This window comes from Bacillus sp. SIMBA_074, from assembly GCF_046534555.1.
Taxonomy (GTDB): domain Bacteria; phylum Bacillota; class Bacilli; order Bacillales; family Bacillaceae_G; genus Bacillus_A; species Bacillus_A mycoides.
Genome location: NZ_JAWRYM010000005.1, coordinates 178181 through 198262, shown reverse-complemented (window position 1 = coordinate 198262; position 20082 = coordinate 178181). Strand labels below are relative to the sequence as shown.

The window sequence follows — 20082 nt, the reverse complement described above, 5'->3', positions numbered from 1 at the left end:
CGTGCAAGGTTGCGGTGTGTCATCACCACTCTCACGACAGACCGTATAGGTTCGGGAGCTACGGTACTATCACCATACCGTACAGGTTCGTGTTCAGATGTTTAGCGTCTTGTTCTTGACGACACATATCATTTTTTACTGGTAGCATGAATTCGGCGTCATCTCAAACAAATGAATAACTCATGGAGAGTGGTCGAAACATACATAAAAATAAAAGGACAATGGATGTATTTATATCGTGCCGTTGATTCTGAAGGAAACACGATTGACTTTTATTTGAGTAAATCTAGAAATCATAAGGCTGCAAAGCGCTTTTTCAAGAAAGCTTTGCAGTCTCTTCATGTTTCAAAGCCTCGTGTTATAACAGTCGATAAGAATCCTGCTTATCCAATTGCTATCGAACAGTTGAAAAAAGAAAAAAGCATACCTGATGGTATGCAACTTAGACAACAAAAGTACTTGAATAACATAGTAGAACAAGATCATCGCTTTATAAAAAAGCGAATCCGTTCTATGTTGGGATTTAAATCATACAAAACATCAGCCACTATATTGAGTGGTGTTGAAGCCATGCATATGCTCAAAAAAGAACAAATTGATTTGCAGGACCAGTCTGTCCAAAATCGGAATATTTTTATGAACCGGCTGTTTGGATTAACTGCTTAACAGGTAATTCCGTTAGGAATCCTTGATTCTTTTTTACTTATCATTTTTCACACCAGAACCATACATTCTATCAATAAGAGAAATATGTAATTATGCATATCTTTTTTTATTATTTCGGTAGTATCAAAACTTAATATATAATTAAAAGGTTTTTTAATGAATTGATAAGGAGATACGAGTATGAAGAAAATCATAGGACTTATAGTATCATTATTTTTATTATTTTCTACTTATGTACCAACGTTTACAGAAGCAGCCGAAGCTTAAAATAAAGTAGGCTGGGTGAGGAAAATAGAGAGCCTGCTCGTAATGAGTAGACCTTTTTTTATAAAGTTTCTTCATGGGAAATCTTTTATATATTCATTATAGATCATATTCACAATGCCAGTCCTTGATACGTCTGTAAAAACGTATCAAAAAGTGTACTTTTTAATTAAGTAAATGTCCCTTTTTCGGGGAGATGAGCAAAAACACCTAATTTAAAAATTTTTACAACAGAAACAGATAACATGATAAAGTGTTGATTACTGTGCATGTAATTATAATAAAAGAGCCTTCCAAAATGGTGTATTTAATAGTTTAGCTTATACGATTTTAGGAAATTAATAGCATATTATACCACTATTATTTACCTAATTTCCAAGAAATAGAGGTGATTGTAGGTGACTAAACCTTTTGAAAAAAATAGTCGTTATATGGTTGGATTAGACAGTCTAAGGGGCCTAGCTATACTAGGTGTTATTTTGTATCATATTAATTTTAATTGGATGCCTGGAGGATTTTTAGGGGTTACTGTATTTTTTGTACTCTCGGGTTATTTAATTACAGATATTCTAGCGATGGAGTGGAAGAGAAATAAGAGAATTGATTTGAAGAAATTCTGGCTTAGTAGGGCAAGGAGATTGCTTCCAGCAATGTTTGTTATGCTCGTTATAACGTTGGCCTGGATTACGATTTTTCATAGCTCTTTACTTGAGAAAATGCGTGGAGATTCATTAGCGGCGTTATTTTATGTTAGTAACTGGTGGTATATTTATCATAAATTATCGTACTTTGATAATTTTAACCAGCTTTCTCCATTGAATCATTTTTGGTCGTTAGCAGTTGAGGAACAGTTCTATGTTGTCTGGCCGTTTATCATTAGTTTAGGACTTTACCACATAAAAAAACAATCCCGTATGATTTTATTGATTTGTCTGGGAGCTGTTGCTTCAGCTTTAGCGATGGCAATTTTGTATGAACCTGGAGCTGATCCGAGTAGAATTTATTATGGCACAGATACGAGGGCCTTTTCTTTACTTATTGGAGCGGCACTTGCCTTAATTTGGCCAAGCAATAGGCTTGCAAATAAAATTATTCCAAAGGCGCGTCTCATTCTTGATGTAGTGGGAGGAACTGCTCTTATTATTATTTTGCTTATGTTTTGGAAGACGAATCAATATGATCCGTTTCTATACAATGGAGGAATGGTTCTCTTATCAATTGCAACAGCATTGTTAGTGGCAAATCTTGCTCATCCAGCGAGCCGTATCGCTCAATTTTTACGATTTAGACCTTTACGTTGGATAGGAATAAGGTCGTATGGCATATATCTTTGGCATTATCCAATTCTTACATTGACGACTCCAAAAGTAAATGCTGGAGATTTTTCACTAATAAGAGCAATTCTTCAATTTATTCTAATTATAATGATTGCGCAAATTTCATGGAAGTATATTGAAAAACCAATCCGACAAGGTGCGCTCCGAAATATTCAGTTTAAGAATTTAAGGCTTCAAAATGTCGCTTTAAGTGTTAAGTTAGCTTTAATTTGTGCAGTATTCGTTTCGTCAATAGCCGTTTTGGGGTTATCAAAAGTTAGTAAGGCTAAGGAGAATCCTCAACTAGATAAGGTGGAAGCAGTACAAACACAACCAGCGAAACATCCAGTTGCAATTTGGGAAAATCCAGCTCAAGAGACGCCCAAAAATCAAGAAGAATCAAAAGAAGTAAATTCTGTGCAACCTAAAAGTTCTCCCAACGTTACAGCGATAGGCGATTCCGTTATGATTGATATTGCTCCATATTTAAAAAATGCTTTTCCTGATATTAGGATTGATGCACAAATTGGTCGCCAGCTGTCAAAAGCGATTCCTGTAGTTGAACAGTTAAAGAATGAAGGGAATTTAGGAAACTATGTCATTATTGGGTTAGGTACAAATGGAGCCTTTACTACGGAGCAACTTGTATCATTAATAGAATTAATTGGAAATGAACGTAAAATGATATTTATTAATACGAGGGTACCACGTCCGTGGGAATCAATCGTGAATGAGAGATTGAAAGTGACAGCATCTAAATATCCGAATGTAACTCTAGTCGATTGGTATGCAGCAAGTGCTGGAAAGAGAGATTACTTTGCACCTGATGGTGTGCATTTAACCAAATTAGGTGCAGAAGCGTACGCAGCACTTGTAGTCAAAGCGGTGAATCAATAATTAAATATGTATAATGAATGGTTTCGATGCCTTTTACTATACTTGAGAGGCATGACGAAGGGTTTGAAATCCTGTGGATTTGGAAAAGTGTCTGTCGATATACATGTCTACGGTCATGTTCTGTGAGATTATTAATAGGAAGTAAGGGAGAAGGTGAAAGGAGGTTAGTAGATTAATTTAAATAGACTAAACTAAGAAGAGGATATTATGTTCAATATATGAGCATATATCCTCTTTTCTTATACATATTAGATTAGTTATACAGATATTGGAAATATAGTTCAGTATGTATACATTGTTCAGAAAAGGGTTCTGGTGCAAAAATAAAAGAGAATAAAGCGCATATACTCCTAACGGAATCGTATCTTATGCTGCAAGTCCAAACAATTGATGAATGAATTCTTTCTGATTTTGGACAGACTGGTCCCCTAAATCAATCTGTTCTTTTTTAATCATATGCATGGCTTCTACTCCAGAAAGAATGGATGTAGCTGTGGCAAAAGATTTGAGCCCTAGCATAGAACGGATCCGCTTCTTTATAAAACGATGATCTTGTTCTACTATGTTATTCAAGTACTTTTGTTGTCTAAGTTGCATACCATCAGGTATGCTTTTTTCTTTTTTCAACTGTTCAATTGCTATCGGATAAGCCGGATTCTTATCGACTGTTATCACACGTGGCTTTGAAACATGAAAAGACCGCAAAGCTTTCTTGAAAAGGTGCCTTGCAGCCTTCTGGTCTCTTGTTTTGTTTAGGAAAAAATCAATTGTGTTTCCTTTCGAATCAACAGCACGATACAGATACATCCATTGACCTTTTACTTTGATATAGGTTTCATCGACTCTCCAAGAGTCATTTGTTTGTTTGTTTGAGGTGACGACGGATTCGTTTGTCCAATTCAGGACCATACTGATGAACCCAACGCATAATCGTTGTATGAGAAATGGATAAACCCCGTTCTTCTAGCATTTCCACCAAATCACGAAAACTGAGGTTGTACCGTAGGTACCATCTTACCGTTAACAAAATAATATCAGGCTGATAATGCTTCCATTTGAATACATTTTCCTTTTCCATACCAATCACGCACCCTTTCTAAAGTAATAGTAACAGTATGTCCAAGATTTATAGATTCATTGCAATTGTCCTTAAGTTCTTGCACCAGAACCAGAAAAATAAATATTGAAACATTAATTTAATAGGAAAAATATTTTTAGTGAAATTTACTTTCAGTATAACTAAATCGTTTCATTTCTTCATATGCTTGTTAGTAAAGTGAAACTTTCTTTCATTTGAAAGAAACAATTTATAAGTATAGGAGGATTCAATAATGAAAGTTTTATTCGTTTGTTCTGGAGGAATGTCCAGCGCAATTGTTGTAAACGCTTTAAAAAAAGAAGCAGAGAAAAAAGGTATGAACATGGAAGTGCATGCTATTGGAACAAGTGAGGTGGAGGAAGAAGTAAAGAATGGTTGGGATGTTGTAATGGTTGCACCTCAAGTTAGACATCGATTTGACGCTGTAAAAAAACTTACAGAACAAGAATCTATTCCGTGCGGTATTATTCCGCCGCAAGCATACACGCCGCTTGGTGGACCGACTTTATTAAAAACTGTAAATGAATTAATTAGTTAGGGGGAAGCGTTATGAATAAGTTTGTCACGTTTCTTGATAAAAACTTATCTGGACCGATGGCAAGGCTTTCTGAACAGAGGCATTTACAAGCAATCCGTGATGGAGTTATTTCGGCGTTACCATTTATTATCGTAGGGAGTTTCTTTTTAATAGTAGCATTTCCACCATTACCGAAAGATAGTTTCATATCAGTTTGGGCATTGAAAAATCAAACAAGTATATTAATACCATATCGTTTAACGATGTTTATTATGTCTTTATATATAGCATTTGGTATAGGATACAATTTAGCGAAAAGTTATAAGTTAGATGCTTTATCAGGGGCACAGTTAGCAGTATGCTCACTACTTTTAACATTGACGCCCGAATTAATCGATAAAAAAGGATTTATGCTTCCGATGACAAATCTCGGGGGGCATGGATTATTCGTAACGATGATCGTATCTATTTTATCAGTAGAGATTTTAAGATTTTGTAAGACGAAAAATGTAATGATTAAAATGCCAGAACAAGTACCGCCGTCTGTTTCACGTTCGTTTGAAGCACTTATACCTGCTGCATTCGTAATTATTTTAATGAGTTTAGTAACTGTCGTTTTTAGTATTGATTTACACCATGTTGTTGATAAATTAGCAGCACCGTTAGTAAAAGCTGGTGATAGTTATTTCGGTGTAATCATTCCAGTGTTTTTAATTACATTTTTTTGGTCATTCGGAATCCATGGTGTGTCGGTTGTTGGAACTGTTGCTCGGCCATTATGGGAAGTATACTTAGGGAAAAATGGTGAAGCAGTTGCTAGTGGAGCAGATCAGTTGCCATTCATATCACCAGAGCCGTTATACCAATGGTTTATATGGATTGGCGGTTCTGGTGCGACGTTAGGGCTTGTATTAGCTATGATTGTATTTGGTCGATCAAAATATTCGAAAGCATTATCAAGAACTTGTATTGTTCCTGGTATTTTTAATATTAATGAACCTGTTATTTTCGGATTACCGATTGTACTAAATCCAATTTTAATTATCCCGTTTATCATTACACCACTAGTAACAGCAACTGTTGCATATTCAGCAACTGCGATGGGATTTGTAACGCCAACACATATTATGCCGCCGTGGACATTACCAGCTCCAATTGGCGCGTATTTAGCCACAGGTGGAGATTGGCGTGCAGTAGTATTAGTTTTTATAAATATAGCAATATCATTCCTTATTTACCTACCATTCTTTAAAATGTACGACAAAAACATGCTTGAAATTGAGAAAAATGGTGATGGGGAATCTGTTAATCCGTAAGTTTTATATTTTATTTTTGAGTGATAGGCATTTTGTCTATCACTTCTTTCACATTAAGTCCAGAGAGGGTGAAATAGAATGAATATAAAATTTAGCTATAAAGGTGTATTTTTGTTGTTATTTGGAGTGATATGTGCAAATTTACTTTTCGTACCTTTATTAAGAATGCTAAATCTATCACAAATGCATAGTATATGGCTCGTTACAAGCTTTGCGGCAAGTATTTTGCTTACGGTAGTTGTTTCTTTCATTGATGGATCGTTTGCATCGAAAGCACAGTTGTTTTTTAGATTTATATTGTTTTCTGTAGGTTGTACGTTGTTTACTTACATAATTGTTTTTTAGTGAATAGGGGGCATGTATATTATGTATATTGCAGGGATAATGTCCGGTACATCGTTAGACGGAATAGATGTAGCGCTCGTTCATGTAGAAGGAAACGGTGTAGATTCTAAAGTTGAACTGGTCCATTTTACTACAGTTCCATTTTGTAACGATATAAAAAATGAAATACAACAATCGTTATCAATAGAAAATTCAAATGTCCAACTCATATGCAGTTTGAATTTTAAGCTCGGTTTATGTTTTGCCAACGCTGTAAAGGAGGTTTGTAAAAAGGCCAATTTTCCTTTGAACCAATTAGATTTAATAGGTTCTCACGGACAAACGATTTATCATCAGCCAAAGCAAGAAGGCAATAGTATTTCTTCGACATTGCAAATTGGAGAACCAGCAATTATAGCATATGAAACGAACACTACGGTTATCTCTAATTTTTGAATGATGGATATGGCAGCAGGGGGACAAGGTGCACCACTTGTGCCATATTCAGAGGTCATTTTGTATCGTCATCAAACTAAAAATAGATTACTACAAAATATTGGCGGAATCGGTAATGTTACAGTAATACCAAGTCATCTAAGTGATAAGAGCGTTATTGCTTTTGATACTGGCCCAGGAAATATGGTAATCGATGATGTATGTCAAAGATTATTTCAGTTGCCATATGATCAAAATGGTAGGATTGCAAAACAAGGAGTAGTTGTAGATGAAATTTTGACATATTGTATGAACCATCCATTTTTGAAAATGAATCCACCGAAATCAACTGGTAGAGAACAGTTTGGAGAAGAGTTTGTAAGTGAATTATTGAAGCGGTTTGAAAAGCATGGTAAAGAAAATCTTTTGACGACTGTCACGATGTTTACAGCAAGTTCAATTGTTCATCATTATAAGGAGTTTATTCTGCCGTATTATGAAATCGATGAAGTAATTTTAGGTGGTGGGGGCAGTTATAATCGTACACTTGTTGAAATGATACGAAATGGATTGAAGGAAGAAAAGTGCGCGATATTCATTCAAGAAGATATAGGCTATTCTTCAGAGGCGAAAGAAGCAATCGCCTTTGCGATATTAGCAAACGAAACGCATCATCGTAATCCGAGTAATGTGCCAAGCGCAACAGGTGCAAAGCAATCTGTAGTTTTAGGGAATATAACATTCCCTCCAATAAGATGATGAAAATGAGGCGAACATATGAAGTATATGATTGGAGTAGATGGTGGGGGCACGAAGACAGAAGCAATTGCATTTGATCAAGACGGAAACGAAGTTGTAAGAGGTACGAGTGGGTTTGGAAATATATTAATAGATTATGAAAAAGCAGTTTCGCATATTATGGAGGCGATCGATCAATGCAAGAAAGCTTTAATAGATGGGCACTGCGTTTGTATTTGTTTAGGGTTAGCGGGTATAAGTGGAGCGAATACAAATGAATTAGCATTACGATTAATAAAGAAATATGAAACGAAAATTGAAGTTTTTAATGACGCAATGATTGCACATGCAGCTGCTTTAAAAGGCAAGAATGGAATATTAACTATAGGTGGTACAGGTGCAATTTGTATAGGAAAGAAAGACGAAGTGTACGAGTATAGCGGTGGATGGGGACATATTTTAGGGGATGAGGGAAGCGGTTATTGGATTGCGTTACAAGGTTTAAAGAGAATGGCAAATCAATTTGATCAAGGAGTTAGACTTTGTCCATTAAGCTTAAGGATTCAAGACGAGTTTCGACTTTTAACATCATCTCATATAAAAAGACTAGTATATAGTTCTTCAAAAGATAAAGTTGCAGCAATTGCACCATTAATTATAGAGGAAGCGAGGAATGGGAATGATGATGCACATCAAATTATTCTGCAAGCGGCTAAGGAATTAACGATAATTACGGTGAATATTTACAACAAGATGCAGTTTGATTTATCACCTTTAATTGCAGTTAGTGGTAGTATATTGTGTTCAGTACCTGAAATATATGCTGAATTTAAGAAATGCTGTGAGAAAAGTATGGGAGAAGTTATATTCGTATCACCATCAGAAATGGCAGTGAAAGGAACATATCATTTAATGAAGGATGTATATTTTATAAAATAGAAGTATGAGAATTTTTGTATGATTTGTAAAAATATGATGTTAAAATATACAAAGGGATGTAAAGTAAGAAAAAGTACAATATACATAGTCATTGAATATTGTATAAGTACTCCCATGTAGAAAGTGAATGATTACATGATTAATAGTATGCAATTTTTGTATTTGGTGGCTTCTTATTTATTTGGAAACATATTGACCGCTTATATAGTAACGAAATGGAAACATAATGTTGATATTCGTGAAGAAGGAAGTGGTAATCCTGGCGCAAGAAATATGGGGCGCGTATATGGAAAAGGGTCTTTCGTCGCTACATTTTTAGGTGATGCGATCAAAGGGGCAATCGTAGTTTCTATTGCAAAATACCTTTTCGAAGATTCTACATTTGTAATGTTAGCTTTACTGGCTGTTATACTTGGACATATTTACCCAATTTTATTTAAAGGCAAGGGCGGAAAAGGCATTTCAACATTTATTGGAGGTTTAATTGCATTTGATTATTTGATAGCGCTTACTCTTATTGCTGTTTTCATTATATTTTATTTAATCTTTAAAGGATTTACTAAGCCTGGACTAATTACAATCGCTTGTTTACCAGTTTGCATGATTTTGTATTGTTACTCTATTGTTACGACTATTTTAAGTGCACTTATCATTGTACTTATTTTATATGTAAATCGAGAATGAAATGAACTTTTAATAAGTGGAGTTAATCTCCACTTATAATTTTTATTAAATACATAAAGGAGATACAACATGGGGTTAATTTATAAAGTTGCTGATCAAGCTTGGGAATTTGAAAGTATACATAAATTGAATTATAAAACATTTGTAGAAGAAATTCCGCAACATGAAGAAACGAAAGATCGTGTTCGTATAGATCGTTTCCATGAAGAAAATACATATTTAATTTGTTTAGATGACGATAAGTTAGTAGGTATGGTTGCATTGCGAGGAAAACGACCATTCTCGTTAGATTATAAAATTCCAAATCTAGATTTTTATTTGCAAGAACATGGAGAAAATGTATATGAAATTCGTTTACTTTCAGTAGAACGTGAATATCGAAATGGAAGAGCATTGTTAGGTTTAATTCGCTTTTTACATTGTTATTTGCTTCTAAATGGATATGAATGGGCACTCATTTCTGCTACAACACGTGAACTACCTTTATATGAGCAAATGGGATTCAAATCTTTCCATACGTTAGTTGGTACTGAAGCAGCAGCCTTCCAGCCAATGTATGTTACCCCAGCTATGTTTGAAGAGTCGAGTGTTGGGGGTATTATGACGAAAGAATATACGTTTTTACCTGGTCCAGTGGATATTGAAGAAAATGTTCGAAAGGCATTTTCTACTAAGCCTATTTCGCATCGTTCTAAGTCATTTCAAGTGACAATGGAAAATGTAAAAAAACGTTTACTGCAAATGACAAAAGCAAAACGTGTGCAAATAATGTTAGGAACAGGGACGTTAGCGAATGATGCCATTGCTTTACAGTTGAATTCTTTAAAAGGGAAAGGACTAGTTTTAACAAATGGGGAATTTGGAAATAGGTTAGTGGGACATGCAACACGTGCGCAATTACATTATGATACGCATAAAAAAGAAATGGCAGAGCCGTTTCTTTATACAGAATTAGAAAAAATAATGGCAACTGGAAATTATGAATGGCTTTGGTTTGTTCACCATGAAACATCAACTGGAATGTTAAATAATTTAGAAGAACTAAACATTCTTTGTAAAAAATATCAAATGAAACTATGTGTAGATTGTATAAGCTCAATTGGAGCAATACCAATAAATTTGAAGGATGTATATTTTGCAAGTGGTGTAAGCGGAAAAGCGATTAAATCATATACAGGATTATCTTTCGTTTTTCATAACCACATTGTAAAAGTAAACGAGGCAGTACCTGCTTATATGGACATTGGTATGTACGAAGAAAATGAAAGTATCCCATACTCCCATTCATGGAATTTAATTTATGCATTGCAAGAAGCATTGAAGCGACTTGAAGATGAAGAGGCATTTGAAAAAATAAAAGAGGCGTATGCTTATATTGAACAAGCTATTAATACTATGGGTTTAAAGCTTGTTTCACCTAAAGATCATGCCGCTCAAATTGTTCTTACCATTCAATTAAACGAAGGGCAGTGTTCTAAGGCAGTAGGTGATGCATTAGCATTACAAGGATATATTGTTCATTATGAATCAGCATATTTACAAAAGAATAACTGGATTCAAATAGCATGTCTGAATCACTATAAAGAACGTGATATGAAGAGGATGTTAAATTGTTTGCAGATGTGTGTGTTAAAGAAAGTTCTTTTAACGTAAATGCTTGTATATTTATTATATAATTTCTACAAGGCTATGAGTCACACTTGCTAAGTGTATAGAAGTGCATTTTTTGACAAGAGTTTAAAAGAGAGCGAAAGCTCTCTTTTAAACTTACTTAAATGAATTACCCACAGATTGGAATACCGAGAACTCTCAAAGCTAGTGCTACTTGAAGAGTAATTTCCAATCTAGCAATTTCGATGCCAGCAACTGTGAGTACTAAAAAAGGTTGGCCGTTTACGAACACAATACAACTTTCCATATATACGCCTCCTTTCTAGTGATCTACTACAGTATATGAATGAAACTATAATACGCTATAGTCGGATTTATGAATTTTATAAAAATAATAGATTTACCCTATGTTTACGAAACAAATGGAGTTTCATAGTGTTAATAATTTAATTGTTAGACAAGGAAGCATCTATAATAAGATGCTTTTTTATTATATTTACGTTTCAGCGTGACAATAAATAAAGTTAATCAATGACGAATTGAGAGGGAAATATATTGATAAATATTTGTATGAGGTAAACTAAGAAGGTTTTAGAAAAACGAAAAGGAATTTTTATACTTGTAACATAAAAATTCTAGGGGGATGTTAATATGGAAAAAACTATGATGGTAGAAACAACAAACATGATGATGTCTATGGAAAAAATGATGTGTGAAATGAAGTGTATGAAAATGATGATGAATAACATGATGCAAATGGATGTAGAAATGGATAAGGCAATGATGGTGAAAATGAATGAATGTGATGAAATGATGAAGACTACTATGTCTATGATGAAAGCGATGAAAGAGAAATGTTGTTGAAGTAGCAAAGTATAGCGTAAAATGATGATGATCTTGTAAATTTAAATTAGTAAAGAGCCTGTTTTAGTCGGTAAATTAAAATAGGCTCTTTTAACTATTGTTCAAAAATAAATTGAGTTGACAAAAAAGAACTAAAAGATTATTTTAGTTCTTTTTTCTGTATTAACACTGTTCAAATCATTTGTTTAAAAGCTATAGATGATGGTTAGGCAGTGAGCAAAGACAAGTAAGAGTCTATCTTTCTTCGTTAAATGTGTGCTGAAGTAAATAATGATTCCATTTTTATTTTACTCTTTTCTCTAATTTCAGCATCAGCATGTCGCATAACATATTTATGCGCCACAGCGATTGCTAAAACATCATCTAATAAGCCAATCCCAATAATAGCAGCTATATCTGGAATGAAATCGATTGTTAATACGTAATAGGATAAAGCGGCTAATATAATGAGTTTCGCTTTAGTAGGTAACTCTTTCTTTTTCATTGTGTAAAATAAAATAATACTTTCATATACGCTTGATTTCCCGAGGTTTACTGAGCTTTTTTTGAATTTTTTCCAAAGTGTCTGTTTCTCCATATAAACACTCCTTTTCCAAAAAATAGATTTTTTAAAAGGATGGACAAAGAAGCGAAAGAATAATCAATTTTATTGTTTTTTCTTATTGTATATTTTGATATTTATAAGCGAATACCTGTTCAAAATAAAACAATGCTTGTTAAGCGGATACGATTATGGAGATGGATGAAGAGAAAATCTGTTTTGGAAAGCAAATAAGTTTCCAATAGAGGTTTCAATGAATTATTTGCGTTCTGCAACGAAGGCAGAAAAAACTTTTGATTTCTTAATACCAGCTATCTTGACAATAATTATTAGATTGTTTATAGCGTATATGAATCCGAATACAACAATAATATTGAAAGGAATTAAGGATATAAATAATCAATCACTTACATTCATTCCAATTTTAGCTGGTTTTAATATAGCTAATTACCTCGTTCCTTATGATTCTAGTACTTACTGGTTCATTTGCTACAAGTATTTTTGCTGATAGAACGTTTTTTATCCCTAATTTACCAAAACAATCATATCGTTTTGGCGTAGGTGTTTATGAGGGCGTAGTAGCTCATAGTACAGCGACTTCTGAAATATTCAAAAGTATGAATCTCGTACATGAAGAAACGCATTTGTTCAATATGCTGTTGATTGAGATGAAACAATCCAAATCGCTAATATAAAATACATTGCATATGGCGGTGGACCTGCTGCTAATAAACGATTTGTACATGTAGAGTTATGTGAAACAGCAGACCATACAAAGATCGAGCGTTCATATGAAAAATACGTAAAACTTTTAGCGGAAATCTTAAAAGATAACAAGTTATCTGTAGGAAAAGGATTGTGGATTCACTACGATGTGATTAAATATCTTGGTGGTACAGATCATGAAGATCAACTTGATTATTTAAAATCTCATGGGGGATCAGGAGCTCAATCCCGTGCTGATGTACAACGCGCATACAATAATTCTAGTGTGGATGTTTCTGTACCTAAAAGCCACCTAAACCAACAGAAGTACCAACAGCTGTAACCGATGGTATAGCTTATATTGAAGGCTACAACGTTAATTTACGTAAAGGACCAGACACAAGCTATTCTAAGATTCGTCAACTAAATAAATCAGAAGCTTATGTTGAATGAGGCGAAAAGCCTGGTTGGTTAAACCTTGGTGGAGAGCAATGGATTAAGAACAATCCATCCTATGTGAAGTTTAGTAAGAAAAGTACAGTAGATTCTTCTATTGTAGGAAAGCGTGTTGTTTCTAAAGTTAACATTCTACGTTTCTATGATGCTCGATCTTGGCAGGATAAAGACGTGGATGGTTTTGTAGATGTAGGTGAGGTATTTACAATTTTTAGGAAGTTAAATATGGAAGGTTCAGTACAATTTAAGGTGCACAATAGTATAGGGAAAACATATTATATTACGATCAATGAAGTTTATGTGTATGTAACTGTATTACTACAGTATAGTACACTCATAGGAGGTAGTTATGTGTTTGATAAAAATGAAATACAAAAGATAAATGGGATACTTCAAGCTAATGCATTAAATCCAAATTTAATTGGCCCTACACTTCCACCAATCCCACCATTTACTTTACCCACAGGTCCAACAGGAGGGACAGGTCCAACAGGAGGGACAGGTCCAACAGGAGGGACAGGTCCAACAGGAGGGACAGGCCCAACGGGAGTAACGGGTCCAACAGGAGTAACGGGTCCAACAGGAGTAACGGGTTCAACGGGAGTAACGGGTCCAACAGGAGTAACGGGTCCAACAGGAGTAACGGGTCCAACGGGAGTAACGGGTCCAACGGGAGTAACGGGTCCAACAGGAGTAACGGGTCCAACAGGAGAGACAGGCCCAACAGGAGGAACTGAAGGTTGTCTTTGTGATTGCTGTGTTTTACCTATGCAAAGCGTTTTACAACAACTTATTGGAGAAACTGTTATTCTTGGCACTATTGCAGACACACCAAACACGCCCCCGCTTTTCTTTCTATTTACTATCACTTCTGTGAATGATTTTTTAGTTACAGTTACAGATGGCACCACAACCTTTGTGGTCAATATATCTGATGTAACAGGGGTAGGTTTTTTACCACCAGGACCACCTATTACATTACTTCCACCTACCGATGTAGGATGCGAGTGTGAATGTCGTGAACGACCAATTAGACAATTACTGGATGCGTTTATCGGATCTACAGTAAGTCTTTTAGCAAGTAATGGTTCTATTGCAGCAGATTTTAGCGTGGAACAAGCAGGACTTGGGATAGTACTAGGGACATTACCTATAAATCCAACTACAACCGTTAGGTTTGCAATTTCAACTTGTAAAATTACAGCTGTGAATATAACCCCTATTACGATGTAGTCTATTTCTTTCAGAAGTATCTGTTGCTACTCGATAAGAAAAGCACAGTTTATTTGTCCACCTTGAAAACGTATTGTTTTCAAAGTGGACAATCTACATTTCTAGGATGCTCCATCTTGGAAATATAAAGATGGAGCTGGTTCTGTAGATGCAGGGATTTATGATTGATGCAAAAGTGAGTGTCAATGGTTCGCCACAGTACAAAGCACACAGCAGTGAAACATACTATGTTATTGCAAATGAAGCCTATTTATTCATCTAACGCACTATACCTTCATGAGTAATTAACCATGCCCCCTTACTCTTTCTATATCCTTCATTTGTAAATTTCTTACTACTATATTATTGGCGTACAATATATGGCTAAATGTATCTAAATGGTTTTCTAAACGCACAAAATTCCCAAATTGATATGGTAAGGATATAAAAATTATAATGAAAAATAATAAATATCTCTAATGCACTATTAGGATTTTTCCATTTTATATTGCAAACCATCTTTCTGAAAGATAAGCTCATATGCTAAATCAAAATGAAGGTTATATAATGCTTTCGTATTACATATTAAATTGTAGAACTTAGTTCCTTGATGTACATATTGGTGTAATTTATTTTGAATTGGTGAAACAATGATTTTTAAAATTACGTTAATATCTTCATTAAAGAAGTTATAGGAGGGAATAACTTGGGATCATTATTTGATGTAATAGCAGATATAATCTTATTTTATCCGAGAAATGATATGAAATTAAAACATCATATTGCGCAGTTAAGCGAATTAGAGTGGTTTCGAAATATACATGAAGATACAAAGTATACAAGTTTAATTTGGAATAACAGAAAGATTAAGACGTACATTTTGTCTTCTGCTAACATGGAAGGATTACTAAAATCCGAGAAAAAGCAAAAAGAATTTGTTCATCTAGTACAGGATGAATATAAAAAAAGAAGATAAGAATTTTTTTATTTTTCATATTTGGCGAAACAAATGGTACAATGAAAGCTAATGTGAAAAATAAGGAAAAGAAGTGGTCTATTTGAAAAACTTTTTAGAATTAGGAATTAGTGAAACTTTTAATCATACATTACGTGAAAATGGAATTACAGAAGCAACACCGATTCAGGAGAAGGCAATTCCTGTTATTATGTCAGGTAAAGATATTATTGGGCAGGCGAAAACAGGAACGGGTAAAACGTTAGCATTCGTGTTACCGATTTTAGAAAAAATCGATCCAGAGTCTAGTGATGTTCAGGCTTTAATTGTTGCACCAACAAGGGAACTAGCACTGCAAATTACAACTGAAATTAAAAAAATGCTTGTTCAAAGAGAAGATATTAATGTACTAGCGATATATGGCGGACAAGATGTAGCACAACAATTGAGAAAATTAAAAGGTAATACACATATTGTTGTAGCGACACCAGGACGATTATTAGATCATATACGACGTGAAACAATTGATTTAAGTAATCTTTCAACGATTGTACTAGATGAAGCAGATCAAATGCTTTATTTCGGATTCTTATATGATATTGAAGATATTTTAGATGAGACACCTGATAGTAAACAAACGATGTTATTCTCAGCAACGATGCCAAAAGATATTAAAAAATTGGCGAAACGTTATATGGAAGAGCCGCAAATGATTCAAGTACAAAGTGAAGAAGTAACGGTAGATACAATTGAGCAGCGTGTCATTGAGACGACAGATCGTGCAAAACCAGATGCACTTCGTTTTGTTATGGACCGTGATCAGCCATTTTTAGCAGTTATTTTCTGTCGTACAAAGGTTAGAGCAAGTAAGCTTTATGATGATTTAAAGGGACTTGGTTATAATTGTGCTGAACTTCATGGTGATATACCTCAAGCGAAACGTGAAAGAGTTATGAAGAGTTTCCGCGAAGCTAAAATTCAGTACTTAATCGCAACGGATGTAGCAGCTCGTGGACTTGATGTAGATGGTGTAACGCACGTATTTAACTTTGATATCCCTGAAGATGTAGAAAGTTATATTCACCGCATTGGCCGAACAGGACGTGCAGGTGGATCAGGTCTTGCAATTACGTTCGTTGCAGCGAAAGATGAAAAACATTTAGAAGAAATTGAAAAAACGCTTGGTGCACCAATACAAAGAGAAATAATCGAACAACCGATGATAAAAAATGTAGATGAAAATGGAAAACCGGTACAAAAGCCGGCTCCAAAGAAATCAGGTCAATATCGTCAAAGAGATAGCCGTGAAGGTTCAAGAAGTGGTTCAAAAGGTGGACCAAGAAACGATTCAAGAAATAGTTCTAGAAATGATAACAATCGATCATTTAATAAGCCAAGTAATAAGAAAAGTAGTGCAAAACAAGGTCAGCAAAGACGTGGCCGTTAAATAGTTATAATTTTAAAAGAGGCGCAAATAATTGCGGCTCTTTTTTATTTTTATACAATGAAGTCGTTTGAAAGATAATGAGATTTTCTAAAAAACACGAGTCCTGTTATTTAATAATTGGGACATATTCTATAATAATTAATTGAGAAAATATCATAAATTTGAGATAACTTGGTTATATGAATCGGAATTTAAAATGTAATACAGGATATGTATTACTATAGATATCGTAGAAGGGGGAGGAGAAATATAGTGAATTCATGGGGAAGACCTAGAATGAAAATCCAAAGAACAAAAAGTGAATGGATTTGGGATATCATTGGATATTCATTTTTCTTAGGATCAATAATTTTTTTGATCACCATTTGGGGAGGATTACCTGAGGAAGTACCGGGACATTATAACGCAAATGGGGTTGTAGATCGCTGGGGGTCAAAATGGGAACTTTTGATTCTACCAGGAATCGGGACATTTATAATACTTTTAATGCAGACTTTAGAGAAGTTTCCAGAAGTTAATAACTATCCACAAAGACTTAATGAATCGAATGCTAAGCAGTTTTATTTAAATAGCCGAAAAATGATTAATCAATTAAAAAATGTTTGTTTAGTTATTTTTGCTTTAATCTAATTTGAGACAATTTCAATAGTTTTAGGTTGGGGCGGGGGTTTAGGTAAATTATTTTTACCAATAATAATTATCGGAACAGTTATTCCAATTGTTATAGGAATAATAAGGCAACGGAAAATTAAATAATACGGATTGAATAAACATTCTAATTTATGACGTTATTTCGTTATCGGGCGCTATTATGGGATGCAATTTAGAATTTTAAATGAATTTATTATAAATTTCGTATAGGGAAGTTTGTTTAATCAAAAATTAAACAATTTTATTTTACCTCCATCCTAATTTTAGGACGGGGGTATGCGTGTTTGCGGTTTTAAAATTTAATAACTTTAATGTCTTTCTACAGGGGATACCAAAAATGAAATTTTAAAATTTCATTCACCGTATTAAAAATAAATTTTAAAATTCATAAAGGAAATGTAAAGTAGGTTGTTGTATATGTACGATAACAGGAAACTTTTTACATACTAAACATATACTTTAAATAAACCGACAGTCGGTCCGTAGGAAGGAGTACATGAATGAGGATCGTAAAAGAATATGGGGAACGTAGAAATGAAATTTTAGAAACTGCTGAACGTTTGTTTGTTACAAAAGGGTATACGAAAACTACAGTAAATGACATTTTAAAAGAGATTGGTATAGCAAAGGGGACGTTTTATCATTATTTTAAGTCGAAAGAAGAAGTAATGGATGAAATTATTATGAGGATTATTAAAGCGGATGTTGCTAAAGCGAAAGCAATTGTCTCTAACCCTAATATCCCAGTTTTGGATAAGTTATTTCGAGTTTTAATGGAACAATCACCAAAATCAGGAGATGTAAAAGATAAAATGATTGAACAATTTCATCAGCCAAATAATGCGGAAATGCATCAAAAAAGTATAGTACAATCAATTATTCATTTATCTCCTGTTTTAGCAGAGATTTTAGAACAAGGAATCGCTGAAGGCATATTTTCTACTCCATACCCACAAGAAACGATTGAATTATTACTCTCTTCAGCACAAGTCATATTTGATGAGGGTTTATTCCAGTGGAAGCCGGAAGAAATGATGAGGAGGGCTAAAGCTTATATCAAAATGATGGAAGCATCTGTTGGAGCGAAAGAGGGAGCCTTTGATTACATGGTGGAGGTTTTAATCAAACAGAAATAGTAATTTTCTGTTTGGATATTATCGACCGACAGTCGGTCTGAATCGAATGAAAGGTGTGATAAGGATGTCAGCTAGTATAAGGTCTTCGATGAAAGATTTTCACTTAATGGTGAGTGGACAAATTATTACTATTTTAGGTTCAACACTTTTACGTTTTGCCCTGTCATTATATGTGCTAGATATAACAGGGCGTGCTGATATATTCGCAGGATTATATGCGGTAACGAGTATTCCGTTTTTACTAGCTCCTCTCGGCGGAGCGATAGCAGATCGTTTCAATCGCCGTGATTTAATGGTTATTTTTGACTTTATCAACGCTGCGATTGTATTAAGCTTTATAGTTTTGTTATTTACTGGACCTGTATCTATTATATTGATTGGAACAATTATGTTTTTACTAGCAGTCGTTAGTGCAATGTATTCACCTGTTGTAATGGCGAGTATTCCGCAATTAGTTCCAGAGAATAAGTTAGAGCAAGCGAACGGTATCGTAAATGGTGTGCAAGCATTGTCAAATATAGTTGCTCCTGTATTTGGAGGAATATTGTACGGCATAATTGGTTTGAAAATGCTCGTAATAATAAGTTGTCTTGCTTTCTTTTTATCTGCGATTTTAGAAATGTTTATTAAAATACCTTTTATAAAAAGAGCACGAGAAAGCCATATAATACCGACAATTGTAAAGGATATGAAAGAAGGATTTATATATGTTTTAAAACAACCATTTATTTTGAAATCTATACTTTTAGCTGCATTACTAAATTTAATACTTACACCGCTATTTGTTGTTGGCGCTCCAATTATTATACGAGTAACAATGGAAAGTAGCGACACGTTATACGGAATTGGAATGGGATTGATCGATTTTGCTACTATTTTAGGTGCATTATCGATAGGTTTTTTTGCGAAAAAGCTACAGATGAAAACATTGTATTACTGGATGCTTTTAATAGCTTTATTAGTACTACCAATGGCACTATCAGTTACGCCAGCTATTCTTAATTTAGGATACTATCCACCATTTATCCTCTTTATACTTTCTTCTATTCTAATTGCAATGATCGTGACAATTGTATCCATCTATGTGATTACTGTAGTCCAAAAGAAAACACCAAATGAAAACCTAGGAAAAGTAATGGCAATTATAACAGCGGTATCTCAATGTATGGCACCCATTGGGCAAGTCATTTATGGTTTTATGTTTGAAGGATTCAGTATGAAAATTTATTTACCTATATTAGTTATTAGTTTCATAATGATAATAATAGCGATAGTGACGAAGAAAATATTATGGAATGAAGGGAACTAG

At 34.2% G+C, this 20082-nt stretch carries 16 protein-coding genes and 7 pseudogenes; 19 read left to right on the top strand and 4 right to left on the bottom strand.

Features of this window, described 5'->3' with window-relative positions; genetic code table 11:
* Window positions 1-150: 150 nt before the first annotated feature.
* Together SB773_RS09175 and SB773_RS09170 are read left to right on the top strand one after the other, a co-directional pair.
* Window positions 151-666 (top strand): annotated as a pseudogene (locus SB773_RS09175) (IS6 family transposase); the annotation flags it as partial.
* A 662-nt stretch (window positions 667-1328) separates the two neighbouring features.
* Complete coding sequence (locus SB773_RS09170) at window positions 1329-3143, top strand: acyltransferase family protein (protein WP_131246184.1); 1815 nt, start codon at window positions 1329-1331, stop codon at window positions 3141-3143.
* Between the two features lie 366 nt (window positions 3144-3509).
* On the opposite strand, the pseudogene SB773_RS09165 reads toward SB773_RS09170, so the two are convergent.
* A pseudogene (locus SB773_RS09165) lies at window positions 3510-4221 on the bottom strand (IS6 family transposase).
* 253 nt (window positions 4222-4474) lie between these two features.
* On the opposite strand from SB773_RS09165, the gene SB773_RS09160 reads away from it, so the two are divergent.
* The 7 genes and pseudogenes from SB773_RS09160 to SB773_RS09130 all read left to right on the top strand — a co-directional run bounded on the left by SB773_RS09160 (window position 4475) and on the right by SB773_RS09130 (window position 10848).
* Window positions 4475-4780, top strand: a complete 306-nt coding sequence (locus SB773_RS09160; protein ID WP_000865888.1) for a PTS sugar transporter subunit IIB — start codon at window positions 4475-4477, stop codon at window positions 4778-4780.
* 11 nt (window positions 4781-4791) lie between these two features.
* Window positions 4792-6075, top strand: coding sequence for a PTS sugar transporter subunit IIC (locus SB773_RS09155; protein WP_061689421.1), 1284 nt, complete (start codon window positions 4792-4794; stop codon window positions 6073-6075).
* Between the two features lie 78 nt (window positions 6076-6153).
* The gene (locus tag SB773_RS09150) at window positions 6154-6420 is read left to right on the top strand and encodes a hypothetical protein (protein ID WP_002136308.1); all 267 of its coding nucleotides are present in this window, start codon (window positions 6154-6156) and stop codon (window positions 6418-6420) included.
* A gap of 21 nt (window positions 6421-6441) precedes the next feature.
* Window positions 6442-7593 (top strand): annotated as a pseudogene (gene anmK / locus SB773_RS09145) (anhydro-N-acetylmuramic acid kinase AnmK).
* An 18-nt stretch (window positions 7594-7611) separates the two neighbouring features.
* Complete coding sequence (locus tag SB773_RS09140; protein WP_410589619.1) at window positions 7612-8511, top strand: BadF/BadG/BcrA/BcrD ATPase family protein; 900 nt, start codon at window positions 7612-7614, stop codon at window positions 8509-8511.
* 135 nt (window positions 8512-8646) lie between these two features.
* The gene (gene plsY / locus SB773_RS09135) at window positions 8647-9195 is read left to right on the top strand and encodes a glycerol-3-phosphate 1-O-acyltransferase PlsY (RefSeq protein ID WP_215577094.1); all 549 of its coding nucleotides are present in this window, start codon (window positions 8647-8649) and stop codon (window positions 9193-9195) included.
* Window positions 9196-9264: 69 nt separating this feature from the next.
* Window positions 9265-10848, top strand: coding sequence for an aminotransferase class V-fold PLP-dependent enzyme (locus tag SB773_RS09130; RefSeq protein WP_410589616.1), 1584 nt, complete (start codon window positions 9265-9267; stop codon window positions 10846-10848).
* Window positions 10849-10975: 127 nt separating this feature from the next.
* Here SB773_RS09130 and SB773_RS09125 read toward each other — a convergent pair whose 3' ends face one another.
* The gene (locus tag SB773_RS09125; protein WP_002127410.1) at window positions 10976-11113 is read right to left on the bottom strand and encodes a DUF3956 domain-containing protein; all 138 of its coding nucleotides are present in this window, start codon (window positions 11111-11113) and stop codon (window positions 10976-10978) included.
* Window positions 11114-11457: 344 nt separating this feature from the next.
* Here SB773_RS09125 and SB773_RS09120 point away from each other — a divergent pair, with 344 nt between their 5' ends.
* Window positions 11458-11670 carry a hypothetical protein gene (locus SB773_RS09120; protein ID WP_000416118.1) on the top strand — a complete coding sequence of 71 codons (213 nt, stop codon included), beginning with the start codon at window positions 11458-11460 and terminating at the stop codon, window positions 11668-11670.
* 247 nt (window positions 11671-11917) lie between these two features.
* Here the strand turns inward: SB773_RS09120 and SB773_RS09115 are convergent, their stop codons facing one another.
* Window positions 11918-12247, bottom strand: a complete 330-nt coding sequence (locus tag SB773_RS09115; protein WP_002035120.1) for a YkvA family protein — start codon at window positions 12245-12247, stop codon at window positions 11918-11920.
* A 217-nt stretch (window positions 12248-12464) separates the two neighbouring features.
* Here SB773_RS09115 and SB773_RS09110 point away from each other — a divergent pair, with 217 nt between their 5' ends.
* The 4 genes and pseudogenes from SB773_RS09110 to SB773_RS09095 all read left to right on the top strand — a co-directional run.
* Window positions 12465-12719 (top strand): hypothetical protein, encoded by a 255-nt coding sequence (locus tag SB773_RS09110; protein ID WP_353050915.1) that lies wholly within the window; start codon window positions 12465-12467, stop codon window positions 12717-12719.
* A pseudogene (locus SB773_RS09105) lies at window positions 12673-13681 on the top strand (N-acetylmuramoyl-L-alanine amidase); the annotation flags it as partial. The gene SB773_RS09110 and the pseudogene SB773_RS09105, both read left to right, overlap by 47 nt.
* 42 nt (window positions 13682-13723) lie before the next feature.
* Window positions 13724-14605, top strand: a complete 882-nt coding sequence (locus SB773_RS09100) for an exosporium leader peptide-containing protein (protein ID WP_410589657.1) — start codon at window positions 13724-13726, stop codon at window positions 14603-14605.
* 66 nt (window positions 14606-14671) lie between these two features.
* A pseudogene (locus SB773_RS09095) lies at window positions 14672-14867 on the top strand (N-acetylmuramoyl-L-alanine amidase); the annotation flags it as partial.
* 216 nt (window positions 14868-15083) lie between these two features.
* Here the strand turns inward: SB773_RS09095 and SB773_RS09090 are convergent.
* Window positions 15084-15272, bottom strand: a pseudogene (locus SB773_RS09090) (hypothetical protein); the annotation flags it as partial.
* An 18-nt stretch (window positions 15273-15290) separates the two neighbouring features.
* Here SB773_RS09090 and SB773_RS09085 point away from each other — a divergent pair.
* From SB773_RS09085 to SB773_RS09065, 5 genes and pseudogenes are all read left to right on the top strand, one after another.
* A complete protein-coding gene (locus SB773_RS09085; protein ID WP_131246194.1) occupies window positions 15291-15560 on the top strand; it encodes a hypothetical protein in 270 nt (89 codons plus the stop codon).
* Between the two features lie 73 nt (window positions 15561-15633).
* The gene (locus SB773_RS09080; RefSeq protein WP_044439603.1) at window positions 15634-16986 is read left to right on the top strand and encodes a DEAD/DEAH box helicase; all 1353 of its coding nucleotides are present in this window, start codon (window positions 15634-15636) and stop codon (window positions 16984-16986) included.
* A gap of 276 nt (window positions 16987-17262) precedes the next feature.
* Window positions 17263-17742, top strand: a pseudogene (locus SB773_RS09075) (DUF1648 domain-containing protein).
* A gap of 395 nt (window positions 17743-18137) precedes the next feature.
* The gene (locus tag SB773_RS09070) at window positions 18138-18773 is read left to right on the top strand and encodes a TetR/AcrR family transcriptional regulator (protein ID WP_002069302.1); all 636 of its coding nucleotides are present in this window, start codon (window positions 18138-18140) and stop codon (window positions 18771-18773) included.
* A gap of 46 nt (window positions 18774-18819) precedes the next feature.
* Window positions 18820-20082 (top strand): MFS transporter, encoded by a 1263-nt coding sequence (locus tag SB773_RS09065; RefSeq protein ID WP_341024489.1) that lies wholly within the window; start codon window positions 18820-18822, stop codon window positions 20080-20082.